15 protein-coding genes are annotated in these 16,273 nt (G+C 35.7%); 11 read left to right on the top strand and 4 right to left on the bottom strand.

Annotation, left to right across the window (positions count from 1 at the left end; translation table 11 throughout):
* Positions 1-31: 31 nt before the first annotated feature.
* Positions 32-559 (bottom strand): gluconokinase, encoded by a 528-nt coding sequence (gntK, locus tag B9N71_RS05000; protein ID WP_085164544.1) that lies wholly within the window; start codon positions 557-559, stop codon positions 32-34.
* A 288-nt stretch (positions 560-847) separates the two neighbouring features.
* Here gntK and gatA point away from each other — a divergent pair, with 288 nt between their 5' ends.
* From gatA to B9N71_RS04965, 7 genes are all read left to right on the top strand, one after another.
* A complete protein-coding gene (gene gatA, locus B9N71_RS04995; RefSeq protein ID WP_085164542.1) occupies positions 848-1,300 on the top strand; it encodes a PTS galactitol transporter subunit IIA in 453 nt (150 codons plus the stop codon).
* A 15-nt stretch (positions 1,301-1,315) separates the two neighbouring features.
* Positions 1,316-1,600, top strand: a complete 285-nt coding sequence (gatB, locus tag B9N71_RS04990) for a PTS galactitol transporter subunit IIB (protein ID WP_065606572.1) — start codon at positions 1,316-1,318, stop codon at positions 1,598-1,600.
* Positions 1,601-1,604: 4 nt separating this feature from the next.
* Complete coding sequence (locus B9N71_RS04985; RefSeq protein WP_085164539.1) at positions 1,605-2,987, top strand: PTS galactitol transporter subunit IIC; 1,383 nt, start codon at positions 1,605-1,607, stop codon at positions 2,985-2,987.
* A gap of 101 nt (positions 2,988-3,088) precedes the next feature.
* Positions 3,089-4,132 (top strand): alcohol dehydrogenase catalytic domain-containing protein, encoded by a 1,044-nt coding sequence (locus tag B9N71_RS04980; RefSeq protein WP_085164537.1) that lies wholly within the window; start codon positions 3,089-3,091, stop codon positions 4,130-4,132.
* A gap of 94 nt (positions 4,133-4,226) precedes the next feature.
* Positions 4,227-5,000 (top strand): DeoR/GlpR family DNA-binding transcription regulator, encoded by a 774-nt coding sequence (locus tag B9N71_RS04975; RefSeq protein ID WP_085164535.1) that lies wholly within the window; start codon positions 4,227-4,229, stop codon positions 4,998-5,000.
* A gap of 181 nt (positions 5,001-5,181) precedes the next feature.
* Positions 5,182-6,126 (top strand): hexose kinase, encoded by a 945-nt coding sequence (locus tag B9N71_RS04970; RefSeq protein ID WP_085164533.1) that lies wholly within the window; start codon positions 5,182-5,184, stop codon positions 6,124-6,126.
* Between the two features lie 21 nt (positions 6,127-6,147).
* Positions 6,148-7,002, top strand: coding sequence for a tagatose bisphosphate family class II aldolase (locus B9N71_RS04965; protein WP_085164531.1), 855 nt, complete (start codon positions 6,148-6,150; stop codon positions 7,000-7,002).
* Positions 7,003-7,849: 847 nt separating this feature from the next.
* Here B9N71_RS04965 and B9N71_RS04960 read toward each other — a convergent pair.
* The 3 genes from B9N71_RS04960 to B9N71_RS04950 all read right to left on the bottom strand — a co-directional run bounded on the left by B9N71_RS04960 (position 7,850) and on the right by B9N71_RS04950 (position 10,691).
* On the bottom strand, positions 7,850-9,010 hold the full coding sequence (locus B9N71_RS04960) for an ABC transporter permease (RefSeq protein ID WP_208610439.1): 1,161 nt from the start codon (positions 9,008-9,010) through the stop codon (positions 7,850-7,852).
* Positions 9,007-10,119 (bottom strand): HlyD family secretion protein, encoded by a 1,113-nt coding sequence (locus B9N71_RS04955; protein WP_081296749.1) that lies wholly within the window; start codon positions 10,117-10,119, stop codon positions 9,007-9,009. The genes B9N71_RS04960 and B9N71_RS04955 overlap by 4 nt, the downstream gene beginning before the upstream one ends.
* Positions 10,120-10,193: 74 nt before the next feature.
* Complete coding sequence (locus B9N71_RS04950; protein WP_085164529.1) at positions 10,194-10,691, bottom strand: MarR family winged helix-turn-helix transcriptional regulator; 498 nt, start codon at positions 10,689-10,691, stop codon at positions 10,194-10,196.
* 206 nt (positions 10,692-10,897) lie between these two features.
* On the opposite strand from B9N71_RS04950, the gene nirB reads away from it, so the two are divergent.
* The 4 genes from nirB to cysG all read left to right on the top strand — a co-directional run bounded on the left by nirB (position 10,898) and on the right by cysG (position 16,151).
* The gene (gene nirB / locus B9N71_RS04945; RefSeq protein WP_085164528.1) at positions 10,898-13,420 is read left to right on the top strand and encodes a nitrite reductase large subunit NirB; all 2,523 of its coding nucleotides are present in this window, start codon (positions 10,898-10,900) and stop codon (positions 13,418-13,420) included.
* Position 13,421: 1 nt separating this feature from the next.
* Positions 13,422-13,754: a nitrite reductase small subunit NirD gene (gene nirD, locus B9N71_RS04940; RefSeq protein ID WP_085164526.1), complete on the top strand. Its 333-nt coding sequence runs from the start codon at positions 13,422-13,424 to the stop codon at positions 13,752-13,754.
* Between the two features lie 27 nt (positions 13,755-13,781).
* Positions 13,782-14,549 (top strand): nitrite transporter NirC, encoded by a 768-nt coding sequence (nirC, locus tag B9N71_RS04935; RefSeq protein WP_085164524.1) that lies wholly within the window; start codon positions 13,782-13,784, stop codon positions 14,547-14,549.
* 228 nt (positions 14,550-14,777) lie between these two features.
* Positions 14,778-16,151 carry a siroheme synthase CysG gene (gene cysG / locus B9N71_RS04930; protein WP_085164522.1) on the top strand — a complete coding sequence of 458 codons (1,374 nt, stop codon included), beginning with the start codon at positions 14,778-14,780 and terminating at the stop codon, positions 16,149-16,151.
* Positions 16,152-16,273: the final 122 nt, after the last annotated feature.

Raw genomic sequence — 16,273 nt, 5'->3', positions numbered from 1 at the left:
ATTGACCTCGTCTTATTTTTTTTCTATTTTTTTAACAATGACATATTGTGCGTATTACTTTTTCAGTATCGTGCACAACCTTTTCTAATGGTTGTTCAATATTGATGTTGTAGACATCTTTTTCATCAGTAGTTGGTTCTTCTAGAGTATCGAATTGAGATTGTAGCATCCCTGTTTTTTGGTAGTGTCCTTTACGTTTAGCTAGTCTTTCAGCGATTACATCGAAACTTCCTTTCAAATAAATAAAATGTACGTTTTCATTTTCACCGCGAATAATATCTCGATATTTTTGTTTTAATGCCGAACAGATAATAATTGAGACATCGTTAACATTACTCATAGCAAATACGGCATTACTGATTAAGCTAAGCCAAGGCATTCTATCTTCATCGTTTAGAGGTGTACCGCTCCGCATTTTTAAAATATTAGCCTTTGGATGTAAAAAATCACCATCTAAAAAAGCAGCCTCCAGATTGTAAGCAACTTGTTTGGCAACAGCTGATTTACCACAACCAGATACTCCCATTAATACAAAAACTTGTTTATTTTTTTTAGTCATTATTGATCCTTCGTACATCCAACTAGTTACGGGTAACATTTTGACATGCTAACCTCTATTTGCAATATAAAAAAAGTTTATTTGTGATCTGGATCAGGTTTTACTTTTAATTATTAATAAATAGAAAATTATCTATTAGTTGAGCGTTACTATTGAAAAATAGATTCCGATCACAAAAATATAAAATCTTATTTGCTTTTTAATTCGAAAGGCAATAATCTTTCGTTATTGTTTTGTTTTCGAAAGTCAAATTCGAAAAAATAAACTAAAAAATAGTGGAGAACAAATATGAATAAATTTCAGCTTTTTTTCGAAAACAACCTTAAATTTGATAATGCATTAGAAGCATTAACTTATATTAGTGAGCAATTACAACAAAAGGGCATTGTTAAAGAAAGTCATTTAAAAGCCTTAATCGAAAGGGAAGCATTATTTCCAACGGGTATTGCTTTTGATGGTTATGCTGTGGCGATTCCGCATTGTGAAGCAAAACATGCAAATACTCCTGCAATCTTTATTATTCGCACTCAATCCCCAGTTGCTTTTAATCGAGCTGATGATGATAGCAATATTGATATTTCATTGATTATTTCACTTGTTGTGACTTCACCTGAGGATCAAATTGAGCTATTAAAAGCGCTTTTTTCAAATTTACAAAATAAAGACTTTTACCAATTTTTATTAAACGCTCCGCAAAATGAAGTTGTGGATCATTTTAATAACGTGATATTTAATCAATAAGTTTCAGGAGGCATTATGAAAAAGAAGATTATTGTTGCTTGTGGTGGTGCTGTTGCAACTTCCACTTTAGCTGCTGAAGAGATAAAAGAATTGTGCAACGAGAATAATATTCAATTTGATCTTATTCAATGTCGCATTAATGAAATTAATACTTTTATTGATGATGTTGATTTGATCTGTACTACAGCCCGAATGGATCAGAATTTTGGTGATATTCCAATTGTTCATGGAATGCCTTTTGTATCAGGGGTTGGTATTGATCAACTAAAAGAAAAAATATTATCTATTTTAAAAGGATAAATCTATGTTTACTGAAATTATGCAGTACATTCTCGATCTTGGCCCATCGGTGATGCTACCCATTGTGATTATCTTGTTTTCATTAGCTTTAAGAATGAAGTTGGGTGATGCACTAAAAGCTGGAATTCATATAGGAATAGGGTTTGTTGGTATAGGACTAGTTGTTGGTTTGTTAACCAGTTCTGTTGGGCCTGCTGCTCAAGCGATGGCTGAAAGATTTGATATTAGTCTAAATGTTATCGATGTTGGTTGGCCTGGTGCAGCGCCTATGACTTGGGCTTCACAAATTGCTTTAGTAGCCATTCCCATCGCTATTGCAGTAAATATTATTATGTTAGTTTTAAGATTAACTAGGGTTGTTAATGTTGATATTTGGAATATATGGCACATGACATTTACTGGCGCGCTTGTTTACATTGCAACAGGCTCTTACTGGCTTGGTATTGTAGGGGTTATTGTTCATGCCATTATTGCTTATAAACTGGGTGATTGGTTTGCCAAAGATACCAAAAATTTTTTTGAGCTTGACGGTATTGCGGTTCCTCATGGTACGTCTGCATATTGTGGTCCAATTGCTGTTTTTGTTGACGCTGTCATTGAAAAAATCCCAGGCATTAATAAGATTAATTTTAATGCTGTTGATATGCAAAAGCGGTTTGGTGCGTTTGGTGAGCCTGTTACCGTAGGCTTATTCATGGGCATCATATTAGGTTTATTAGCAGGGTATGGTGTGAAAGAAACGCTACAACTAGCGATTCAAACTGCAGCGGTAATGTTATTAATGCCACGCGTAATTAAACCTATTATGGATGGATTAACACCGATCTCTAAACAAGCTCGTAAACATTTGCAATCAAAATTTGGTGGGCAAGATTTTCTTATTGGTTTAGATCCAGCATTGTTATTAGGACATTCAACGGTAGTATCGGCAAGTTTAATATTTATTCCATTAAGTATTTTTATCGCCATCATCCTACCTGGTAATGAAGTTTTACCTTTTGGTGATCTGGCAACTATTGGCTTTTTTATCGCAATGGGAGTAGCGGTTCATCAAGGTAACCTGTTTAGAATCATTATTTCTGGTTCTATCATTATCGCCATTACACTTTGGATTGCCACCCAAATGGTTCCATTGACTACTCAACTAGCCATTAATGTAGGCACGATGGCTACGAATAATGGTATTTCAGTTGGTGCAATGGATCAAGGTGGGTCACCCATTACTTATCTTATGGTTCAGTTGGTCAACTTGAAACAACCTATTGGTTTTGCCCTTATTGGATTGTTTTACCTTTTCTGCTTATTTTTGACATGGAAACGTGCACAAAAATACCAGTTATTTTTAAAAAATCAATCATTATATCAAGAAGATGGAGTAATAAAATAATCCCAAAACAGTCATCACCAAAATCAATCAGAAAGCTTTCACTCAGTAACGAGTGAAAGCAATACATCAACGTAATTTGTTTACCAATAAAGGAAAATAACATGAAAGCGGTTGTTGTCAATGAAGGGGGAGCTTTATCTATACAAAATATAGAAATGCCCAAAATAACATCTCCAGATCAAATTTTAGTTAAAGTGGCTTATTGTGGTTTATGTGGTTCAGATATTCCGCGTATATTTCACCATGGTGCTCATTTTTATCCCATTACATTGGGACATGAATTTAGTGGCACAGTTGTTGAAATTGGGTGTGGTGTGACTGAATTTGAGATTGATGATTTAATATCTTGCGTGCCATTGTTACCATGTTTTAAATGTGATGAATGCCAAAATCATTATTATTCACTTTGTAAGAATTATACTTTTGTTGGTTCAAGGATAACAGGCGGTTTTGCTGAGTATATTGTGTTAGATAAGAAAAATGCGTTTAAATTACCTAAAGGTATCAGCCCGCTTGAGGGTGCATTTTTTGAACCAATGACTGTTGGAATGCATGCTTTGTTATTGGCTAATGGATGTGAGGGCAAAAATGTTGTCATCGTTGGCGGTGGCACAATTGGATTACTTGCTATGCAATGTGCCAAGGCAATGGGGGCAAAATCAGTTGCGGTGCTTGATATTAACCAGCAGCGCCTCGATCTAGCCAAACAACTAGGCGCTGATATGGTATATCATTCTCAAGATCTTAGCACCGATGCGATTTACCAAGCTTTATCTTTATCTCGCTTTGATCAAATTGTATTAGAAACGGCGGGTTCACCAGTTACGGTCAACTTAGCCATTGAAATTGCAGGCCCTAGAGCGAAGATAGCCTTGGTGGGTACACTTCATCATGATATTACACTTCCAGAAAAAACATTTGGACTGATTTTACGAAAAGAGTTACAAATTTTAGGCAGTTGGATGAACTATTCAGCGCCATGGCCAGGTAAAGAGTGGCAATTAGTAAGTCAGTACTTTATGGATGGAAAAATTAAACTTGATGAGCTGATTGCTGGCATAGAGGAATTTGATTCATTTATTAAACAAGTGACTGCCTTAAATGGTCGTCCTATGAATGGCAAAATTTTATTAAATTGCATGTAATTATTTTGATTTAAGTCAGCGATTGAAAATGAAATCTTATCTTTTGATTCTGTTTGTTATACACTGCTAAAAAATTTTCGAAAAAGGAAATATTATGAATGCAAGTGAAAGACGCCAACAGATAGTAGTACTTCTTAATATGAAAGGAACTGTGTTAGTTTCTGATTTGTCGGAACAGTTCAATGTTTCTGAGGTCACAACCAGAACCGATCTGAGATTGCTAGAAAAACAAGGAGTGCTAACACGATTTCATGGCGGAGCAACCAAAATCATAAATAACGGTGACTTAAAATCATTTAAAGAACTGCAATTAGAAGAACGTTATCAGCGATTTATAGAAGCTAAAAAACGTATTGCAATTGAAGCGGTTAAACATGTTAAAGAAGGTGACACTATTATTTTAGATAGTGGTAGTACAACCATGTTGATAGCTGAAGAACTCGTAAAATTGAAGCATATTACTGTGATTACCAATAGTCTTACTTCTGCATTTATATTATCAGACAATAGTGACATTATGCTATTTATGTGTGGTGGTACACTTAGACATAAAACGCGTTCTTTTCATGGAAAAATTGCTGAGCAATCGTTAACTGGCATCTCTGCTGATATTTTGTTTGTTGGTGCAGATGGAATTGATGCAAAAAGAGGAATAACAACGTTTAACGAAGGTTACACTATCAGCAGTGTTATGGCTAATGTCGCCAAAAATGTGATTGCCGTGCTCGATTCATCAAAATTTGGTCGTAATGGGATTAATGTTGTGTTACCACTTAGCCAACTTGATACCATTATTACTGATACTGATGTTGACAGTAGCTGTAAACAAGAATTTGTGGTAAAAGGTATTAAATTAATAGCGGTTTAATATTTGTGCTTACACTCGTGTGTTTTTATATCTTAATTGGTCATAAATATTAAAAACCATTACTCGTTTAGGTTCGATACCCTAAATGATAAAAATTTTTGCTTCTAGCCAAGTCGATTTAATGGTAGTGATCATTTAAGCTTGTTATTTCTCCCAACGATATCAATGCGTAGGAGAAAATATGATATTAACAATTACGATGAACCCTTCGGTGGATATATCGTATCCATTAAATAAATTAGCGATTAATGATATTAATCGAGTTTCAGAGGTAAAAAAAACCGCAGGAGGTAAAGGGCTTAATGTAACTCGAGGCATTAAATACTCAGGTATTCCTGTTCTTGCATCAGGCATTATTGGTGGAACAACGGGCGAGTATATTCAAAAACAATTAGATAACGATAATATTAATTACAACTTTTATATCACCCAACATGAATCAAGAAACTGTATTGCCATTTTACATGAGGGAAATCAAACTGAAATCCTAGAGTCAGGGCCAGTATTAGATAATCATGATGTCAATGTTTTTCTGGAACACTACCTAAATTTGCTTAGCCAAGCGCAGGTTATTGCTATTTCAGGGTCATTGCCACAAGGATTTCCAGTCGGTTTTTATACTCAATTAATTGAAAAGGCAAATAAGTATCAGATCCCTGTATTGCTAGACTCATCCGGTAAGATGTTATTAGAAACGCTCATCTCTAAAAATAAACCTTTTTTAATCAAACCCAATAAAGATGAACTACAGCAGATTATTCAAATGGATATCGATCCAAATGATGTAACTTCATTAGTTAAAGCCGTTAATCATCCTTTACTAAATGATATTGCTTTTATCATCATCTCATTAGGTAAAAACGGTGCTTTTGCTCGTTGTCATCACAATTATTACCAAGTTTCAATTCCTAAAATTAACGTGGTTAATCCTGTTGGATCGGGTGATGTTACGTTAGCTGGGCTTGCTGTTAGCATTCATGAAAATGAAGCTGTAGAGGTAATGCTTAAACGTGCGATGACTATGGGAATGCTAAATGCAATGGAATCGCAAACCGGTTTTGTCAATATGGATAATTATGACAAGTATTATCAACACGTTAAAGTCACCAAAATCATTGCAAAATAACAGATTAATGAGGATTAAATTATGTATCTTATTTCTAGTCAAGAGATGTTAAAAAAAGCTCAACGTGAATGTTATGCTGTGCCCGCATTTAATATACACAACCTTGAAACTATCCAAGTTGTTATTGATACCGCTAAACAGATGCAATCCCCCGTGATACTTGCAGCAACGCCAGCAACTTATAGTTACGCAGGAATACAGTATTTAATCAGTATTTGTGAAACAGCAGCAAGCATTCATCATTTTCCTTTTGCGTTACATTTGGATCATCATGAAAATATCAGTGATATTCAAACAAAAATAGAGGCAGGAATTAGATCGATTATGATTGATGCTTCGCATCACCCCTTTGAAGAAAACATTGATATAGTTAGTAAAATGGTTACTTTTAGTCATAAATATAATGCTAGTGTTGAAGCCGAATTAGGGCGGCTTGGCGGGCAAGAAGACGATCTTATTGTCGATAACAAAGATAGTGCTTTTACAGATCCCAATGCGGCAAAAGAGTATGTCGAACGCACAGGAATAGATTCACTTGCGGTAGCTATTGGTTCAGCTCATGGTATGTACAAAGGTGAGCCTAAACTTGATTTTGAACGATTAGCCAAAATTCGAAATAAAGTTGATATTCCACTAGTGTTACATGGTGCATCGGGTATACCTGAGGCGATGGTAAAAAAATCGATTTCATTGGGTATTTGCAAAGTAAATGTGGCAACTGAATTAAAAATTGCCTTTTCAGATGCTTTAAAACAAGATTTTAAACTCCATCCTGACGTCAACGATCCAAGACACTATATGCAGCCAGCAAAAGCTGCCATGAAAAAAATTGTTGAAGATAAAATTCGTATTTGCGGTAGTGCAGGTAAATTATAATATGAAAGATCAAGGCGTTGTTTTGAATTAGCAAGAACGTACAATTCATTACCAGCAGTTGAACGCTGCTGGTTAAAATGTGTTAAGTGATAGCACATTAAGTATTTGTAGGAATGACTTGCGTTGTTTACCGTAATTTGAAAAACAATTGTAATGCATAGACATAACTCTGTATCCCAAACAGATGATGATGCCTATATCATAAAGAAAAATCACCGTCACTGATTTGGCTAACCGCTTTATGGTCAGTTGTCTAGCCATTTATTGCACTGAAAGATCTCATCAAACATTAAATAACATGCTCCCATTGAATATAAAACACGGGATACAGATAGCGTCATTTTCTAGGTGAGTTGTATTCTAACTATTAGATATTTAACCAATTATTCACATTTAGGCGCTATTTTGTAAAAAATATTCAGGATTCTATACCGTTTTGTGATGAATTTAGATTTCTTTGTTTTCCATTTATTAAAATGTGTGAGAACCATCATATCGATTAAACATTCACCAAATCTGCCTGCTTTCAAACGAATGGTTAAATCGAAAGTGTGATACGTTCGTTAATTGAGAGGTTGCACAATCAGCAAATAATGAGCGATTCAAAGGTTAGAAAACAAAAGCTCAAACGCTTTATTAATTTTTATACCGTATAAAGCGATTTCAGGGAAAACGTCTTATGAGTTTTTAGAGGATTATTTTAATCATGAATTGTAAATAACTCGACGTTTTCCTACAAATTAGGCTTTTTTATATACATAAATTTATCGATTATTTTTTTCGAGCGAGGTATTGTATTGTTTTTTTTATAATGCTTAAAACGCTCGAAACTAAAATTACTAATAAATTATGATGCATTAGCCGCTTTTTTTGCTCGCTCAACAAATATCATCACGACAAAAGCAATAATCGTTAAATAGATGATGAAAGCCCCATAAGTTGCTAACATATCAATCAGTGAACGCCCTCGCATGGCAAAATCGCGGAAAAATTTAAATAACCAAACTAATGGGAAAGCATGGCTGACATAGTAAGTCCAAATTGGCATTATTCCCACAGCCATTGTTGAACCGCCCATGATAAACCCTGGAGGTACTAAGAAAATCATTCGACCAGCGCCTTCTCCTGGGTTGTTAGTTTTCCAAGACAGTAACAATCCTAGCCAACCAAATGCTAATCCTGTCATAAATATGCTCGGTACAAAAGCAAAATAGTTACCGTCAAAACGCAGTTGTCCAAATATAACAAGTATGGCTGTGATAAGCGTTAATGCTGTTGTAAAAAATAGTGCATAAGGGATTGTTTTTGCTAATAAAGGTAAGAGTCCTCTTTCTATTGTTTGTTCCCACATGCCAGTTACTTTCAAGCGGCCAATAATCATTAATGAGGTTAGGCCGTAAGTCAGTGACGAGAAAAAGTAGACAAAATATATAATCGTCGATATGGTGGACGAGCTTGCTGGATTAAACATATATCGTGTTTTAAGTTGCATTGGTGATAAAGTTGCTTCAATGCCTTCTTTACCAAGTCCTAATGCTGCAACTTTACCAACACTAAGTTCAGCCCCCAATTCTGGAATATATTCATTAAGGCTTTGTAGTACTTTGGCATTTTGTGCATCGTTTGTATCATCAGCAAAATAGCCTAGGCGTACGGTTTGATCGCCTTTTTTTAAGCTTTTTTCTAGACCTTTAGGAATATATAAAACACCTAAATTACGGTCGTGTGAAACCAATGTTATTGGATTTACTGGCGATCTTATTACTTCTGTCACTTCAATATAAGGCGATGTATTGACTTTGCTAATTAATTCAGTCGAATAATGAGAACCATCAAGATCAATAACCGCAATTTTTCCTTCAAACACAGCTCCATGACTTAATACAATTGAAAAAACAAGCGAAACAATAGCAGCTAAGCCAAGCGAAACTTTATAATAAGGTATAAAATGGCCAGACAACATGGCGTCAAGCTCTTCAAGCATGGATTTAATGATGTTTTGCATCATTTTTCAACCTCAAGTGTCATTCCAGTTAATAGTTTAGGAATTGATTCTATGTAAATTCTAACTTGATAAGAGGTTAAATCAGCTTGACCTCGTTCTCGTGTCATGCGTAAATCAGCAAATGATGGTGCAGCGGTGGCAAAGCGAACTTTTCCTTTTACTTCTTTGTTAAGTGCAATTACATTTGCTGTAACCGTTGTGCCTGGTTGATAATCATTAACCATTTTTTCATTCACATAAATGTCGATATATTTACGATCGGTTTCTAATAAGACTGCTGGCGCACCGTTTGGTACCATTTCGCCATCTTCAAACATAAGTTTTAATACTTTTCCATCTTCGGGTGCTCTTAATGTTAGTCGATCATAATTAAGCTGTAGTTGTTTTAATTCAGCTTCGCCTTGCGCGAGTTGTGATTGAAGCTGTGTTAATTGATTTTGGCGGTTTTGCAGTTTTTGTCGTGCAATTAAGATTGATTGTATTGTCATTCCTGTTGCATTTTTTGTTTGTTCAAATTGGCTAATTTGTTCAGGCGTCGCACCAATCATTAAGGTAGAAAGTTGGCTTTCAATTTGAATAACTTGCATTTTTGCATTAATAAAAACATTGCGAGCATTATCAAGTTGTGACTGCGAGTTTCCCCCCGATTTACGTAATTGGGTTTGGCGATCAAATTCAGTATTAGCTAGGTATCGAGCCGATTTCGCTGCTTCTAAATTGGCTTGCACTTCTTCTATTTTTCGCCAAGTTGATAATTCTGAAAGGTTGGTTTCACTTTCAGTGATTTCAATATTTTTTTGTTCTTGGTTTACTGCCGCCTTTTGGCTATCAACTAAAGCTTGTAGTCGATCGATAGCTAGTTTGGTATCGATATCTTCTAATTGCATTAAAGGATCACCTTTTTTTACTATTTGTGATTCTTCTACAAATCGCTTGGTGACTTTTCCGCCGACATTTTGAAAGGCAATATTAATCTCATCGGCAGTTAATACACCAGATTTGATGCTTTTGGCAACCGAGACCGCATCATTTCTTGAACCTAAAAAGATTAAAAATGAGCCAAAGATTAGCAGGAGTAAAAAGATAACAGGAATTTTGACATTTTTTTTCATATATAGCTTATTTTCCATTTATTTAGTCAGCTAACTATTTAAGTGAAATGAAGAACTTTAATGATTAAAGTCCGTTATTTTCGTAATAATTTACGTAACATCAATATTAAAGACTCTTGTTCTTGCGAATTGAGTACTTGTGCAAAAGCGCGAATTGATTTTAGGTGATTGGGTAATGCATTTTGAATCAGCTTTTCGCCTGTATGTGTTAAAGTGATTAATCGAGAACGACCATCATCACCACTTTTTGACATCGAGATTAAAGGCTCTGGCGCTGCCAGCATTCGTTTAACCATTACTGATACTGTCGCAGGTGTTACGCCAATGCGCAAAGCAAGATCACTGGCACAGGTTTCACCTTCTGAAAACAATGACATCAATAAGGCAAACTTACCTTCAGAAACGCCGTAATCTTTATCTAATTGCGCATAGATATTAGCACGAATTAGATCGGCCGTTGTTATTAAGCTCAAAACCAGATCAACACCAGAAACATCAACGATGTCATCGTTAAATCTTTGCGCTCGAGCTAAGGTTTCACGTGAAGGCAGCTTTCTTGAATTGTAATTCAATTTTTATTACTCAATTTATTTAGTCGGCTAATTATACTGGTTTAGCTAAAATTGGCAATTATTTTAAGTGCGTTTTAGCAAGTTGATATTTAAATACTACTAAAGTAGTAATCCTTGAGGGTAATTATATTCTATGTACAGTTTCATACAATGTTATTAAATTAAAATTTTTTAGCAATTTAATTAAATTAAAATTGGAGTTATGTATGAGTAAAACCAACCTCGTTATTATTGGTAATGGGATGGTTGGGCATCGTTTTATTGAAGAGTTAATTGATAAAATGCAGCCCAATCAATTCAATATTACTATTTTTTGTGAAGAACCTCGTCTTGCCTATGATCGGGTACATCTTTCTTCTTATTTTTCTGGTCACACAGCAGAAGCGCTTTCTCTAGTTCGTGAAGGTTTATACGAAGAGAATAATATTAAAGTCTTACTTAATGAACGGGCTATTTTAATTAATCGTCAGCGTAAGGAGATTCATTCTCAACAAGGGCGAATTGTTGCTTATGATAAATTGATTATTGCGACAGGATCTTATCCTTGGGTACCACCGATTAAAGGTGCTAATGGTTCGGATTGTTTTGTTTATCGTACGATTGAAGATCTTGATGCTATTCAGGAATGTGCAAAGCGTTGTCAAAAAGGCGCTGTTGTGGGTGGTGGATTGCTTGGACTTGAGGCAGCTGGAGCTTTAAAAAACTTAGGCATGGAAACGCATGTGGTTGAGTTTGCTCCAGTGCTTATGGCCGAACAGTTGGATGTTCAGGGTGGAGAACAACTGCGTCGTAAAATTGAGGAGATGGGGGTAGGTGTTCACACCAGTAAAAATACTCAAGAAATTATTCATACACCTGCTGGGAAAATCATGCAATTTGCGGATGGCTCTGCACTTGAAGTCGATTTTATTGTTTTTTCAACTGGCATTAGAGCAAATGATAAATTAGCTCAAGAATGCGAGTTAGAAATCGGTCCTCGTGGGGGAATTGTTATTAATGATTATTGCCAAACTTCGGATCCTGATATTTATGCTATTGGTGAATGTGCTTGTTGGCAAAACAAGGTTTTTGGTTTAGTTGCACCGGGCTACAAAATGGCTCAGATAGCCTTAGCGCATTTAATGGGACAAACAGATAAATTTGAAGGCGCCGATATGAGCGCTAAGCTAAAGCTGATGGGAGTCGATGTCGGTAGCATTGGCGATGCTAAAGCAAAAACAATAGGGTGTCATAGTTATGTTTATTTAGATGAAACAACGCCAGTTTATAAAAAATTGGTTGTTTCGAATGATAATAAAAAACTCTTGGGTGCGGTATTGGTTGGCGATACGTCAGATTATAGTAATTTATTGCAATTAATGCTTAATGATATGGATCTACCTGAACATCCAGATACGTTGATACTGCCTGCACATGCAGGAGCAAAACCAGCTATGGGTGTTGATGCGCTTCCCGATTCAGCACAGATTTGCTCTTGTTTTGATGTGACTAAAGAAAAAATTGTTAATGCCATTAATGCTGGTTGTCATACGGTTGCAGCAATAAAAGCTGAAACTAAAGCTGGGACTGGGTGTGGAGGCTGCATTCCACTTGTTACACAAATTCTTAATTTAGAGTTAGCTAAACAAGGCATTGAGGTCAGCCATGCATTATGCGGACATTTTAAATACTCTCGTCAGGAGTTATATCATCTTATCCGTGTTGAGGGCCTAACGTCTTTTGAGCAAGTGATTAAAAAACATGGTAAAGGTTATGGCTGTGAAATTTGTAAACCTACCGTCGGATCTTTATTAGCTTCATGTTGGAATGATTATATTCTTAAAGATAATTTGATTCCTCTACAAGATAGTAATGATATTTTCTTAGGTAATATTCAAAAAAATGGTACTTATTCGATAATTCCGCGTAGTGCTGGTGGTGAAATTACTCCAGAAGGATTAATTGCTGTTGGTCAAATAGCTAAAAAATATCAGCTCTATTCTAAAATTACTGGTTCACAGCGCATTGGCTTATTTGGAGCACAAAAAGACGATCTTCCTGCTATTTGGAAGGAGCTTATTGAGGCTGGTTTTGAGAGTGGTCATGCTTATGCCAAAGCATTAAGAATGGCAAAAACCTGTGTAGGTAGTACTTGGTGTCGATTCGGTGTCGGAGATAGTGTTGGTTTGGGCGTTGAGCTAGAAAACCGTTATAAAGGCATTCGTGCACCACATAAATTTAAACTAGGCGTATCAGGTTGTACGCGTGAATGTGCCGAAGCTCAAGGTAAAGATATTGGTGTTATTGCTACTGAAAAGGGATGGAATCTTTATGTGTGTGGTAATGGTGGTATGAAGCCTCGTCATGCTGATTTACTTGCTGCTGATCTCGATAAAAATACACTAATTCGATATATTGATCGTTTCCTTATGTTTTATATTCGTACCGCAGATAAATTACAACGGACGTCAGTCTGGCTTGAAAATTTAGATGGCGGTATTGATTATTTACGTAGTGTTATTATTGACGATAAATTAGGCATAAATGCTGAGTTAGAAAGTGAAATGACACGCTTACGTAAATTAATGGTATGTGAATGGAAGGAAGCTGTTGAAAATACAGAAGGTCAAATTCGATTTTCTCATTTTATTAATAGTAACAAACGTGATGAGAATGTCCAAATCGTACCTGAGCGTGCTCAGCATCGCCCAGCAACAGCAGAAGAACGTAAAGTAATGTTAGGGGAATAATATGAGTCAATGGATAACTATTTGTAAACTTGATGAGATTTTACCTGGCACAGGAGTTTGTGCACTTGTTGGTAATGATCATGTGGCTATTTTTCGCCCTTATAATAATGCTGAGCTTTATGCGATTAGTAATATTGATCCATTTGCTAAGGCAAGTGTTTTATCCCGAGGCATTATAGCAGAACATGAAAATGAGTTATGGGTGGCAAGTCCGCTTAAAAAGCAACGCTTTCGTTTAAAAGATGGTTATTGTTTGGAAGATGAACAATATTCAATCCCTCATTATGAAGTAGATGTTAATGACGATGGGATCGTACAAGTAAAGTCGCGCTAAATGTATTTTTAAAAGGATAAATTAATTATGTATACAGAGACAATTAATAAATGTGCAGCAAATGCTGCGCGTATTGTTCGTTTGGCAAAAACGAACCCATTTGGTTTTTGGCTAAGTTCTGCTATGGCTGGGGCTTATGTAGGAATAGGTATTATTTTGATTTTTACTTTAGGAAACCTTGTTGAACCATCAATAAGACCTTTACTTATGGGAGCAACGTTTGGTATTGCTTTAACATTGGTTGTAATTGCTGGCTCTGAATTATTTACAGGGCATACCATGTTTTTAACCCTAGGAGTAAAATGCAAAAAAATTACTCATACCCAAATGTGGACAGTATTGCCACAAACATGGTTAGGAAATTTATTAGGTTCAATTTTTGTTGCTGCATTGTATTTTTATGCTTCAACACCTCTATTATCAACGGATACTAGTTTGGTTCATGCAGCGGCTTTAGCAAAAACATCTGCTTCAGCTTCGGCATTATTTTTTAGAGGTATTTTATGTAACTGGTTAGTTTGTTTAGCGATTTGGATGGCTAATCGAGTTGAAGGTTCGGCAAAGTTTATCGCTATTTGGTGGTGTTTGTTAGCATTTATTGCTTGTGGTTATGAACACTCCGTTGCGAACATGACACTTTTTTCACTTTCGTGGTTTGGTCATCATAGCGATGCTTACACATTAGCTGGAATTGGTCATAATCTATTATGGGTTTCATTAGGAAATCTTGTTTCTGGTGCATTATTTATGGGACTGGGATACTGGTATTCAACCCCCAAAGAAGATCGACCTTAATAGCTGTTTAATTAAGGAAATGTGGTTAAAATAACCAATATAAGGGGGAAAGCATGGTAAGCAATCCCCCAAAGACGTTAAATTAATTAGGATTATATTTGGTTTTAATCATAATTAGTGATAAAAAAATAACGAAGCAATTAACAATAGGATAATTAATAAATTTCTATTATTAGAGGTTAGTTGTTAATAAATTTTTAAACAGATAATGTTTTATTTTGAGGTGTTATGGATTATTTCCCCTTATTTTGTAAGCTAGAAAACCGTGATTGCTTATTGGTCGGTGGCGGTGAAGTTGCTGAACGTAAAGCTCGATTATTACTTGAAGCTGGTGCCCGCTTAACTGTCAATGCGCATGAATTTAACGAGCAATTCATATGTTGGAATGAACAAAAACAACTAGTTTTAGTTCAAGGGGAGTTTAATGCCGAATTACTGAATGATAAATGGTTAGTTATTGCGGCAACAGACTGTCAGGAAACTAATCAAAGGGTGAGTGTTGAGACGGAAAAAAGGCGTATTTTTTGTAATGTGGTTGATTCTCCAAAAGATGCGAGTTTTATTATGCCCTCAATTATTGATCGTTCTCCTATTATGGTTGCTGTCTCTTCAGAAGGGCATGCTCCTGTTTTGGCTCGATTATTGCGTGAAAAACTAGAGTCCATTTTACCTCAACATTTAGGAAAATTAGCTAAATATGCCGGTTATTTACGTAATAAAGTTAAAACAACCTATCAAACAGTGACGGAACGTCGTCGGTTTTGGGAAAGGTTATTTTCTCATGATAGGTTAGCTCAAGCGATTGCTAATAGCGATTCAGATCATGTTGAAAAACTCACTAATGAGTTATTTGATACTTCACTTGATTCCCGTGGTGAGGTTGTGTTAGTTGGTGCTGGCCCAGGTGATGCGGGCTTGTTGACTTTAAAGGGATTACAGCAAATCCAACAAGCAGATATTATTGTCTATGATAGATTAGTATCGGATGAAATTATGAATCTAACCCGTCGCGATGCTCAACGTATTTTTGTTGGTAAACGAGCAGGTTTTCATTGTGTACCTCAAGAACAAATAAATCAGATTCTTTTACAACAAGCTAAAAAAGGTAAGCGTGTTGTACGTTTAAAAGGTGGAGATCCTTTTATTTTTGGTCGAGGTGGTGAAGAGCTCGAAACATTATTTAACGCCGATATTCCATTTTCTGTAGTACCAGGAATTACAGCAGCTTCAGGTTGTTCTGCATATAGTGGGATCCCATTAACGCATCGAGATTATGCTCATAGCGTACGTTTAATTACTGGTCATTTGAAAGATGGTAATCACCTTGACTGGAAGAGTTTAGCCGCTGAAAAACAAACATTAGTTTTTTATATGGGATTATCTCAAGCTAGTAACATCGAAAAACAATTAATTAAATACGGTATGAATGCAAATACGCCAATTGTAATTGTTGAAGAAGGCACAACAACGAAACAAAAAGTAATATCGGGCCAGTTATGCGATTTAGCACAATTATCTTTGCAAGCCTGTAGTCCTAGTTTAATTATTATTGGGCCTGTTGTTGCATTACGGGAAAAACTAAATTGGTTTTCTGAGTGTTAGTGGGTGCTAAAGGTTTGATCTGTTAATATTTTAATGGAGTAGATAGGCAATTTAACCCTGATAAGCCTAATAAAACATGGGTAACCGATATTACTTATATTAAAACGGGTGAAGGTTGGTTA

The organism is Gilliamella bombi, assembly GCF_900103255.1.
GTDB lineage: Bacteria > Pseudomonadota > Gammaproteobacteria > Enterobacterales > Orbaceae > Gilliamella > Gilliamella bombi.
Note: the sequence above shows the minus strand (reverse complement) of the source record. Positions and strands in the feature narration are given on the sequence as shown.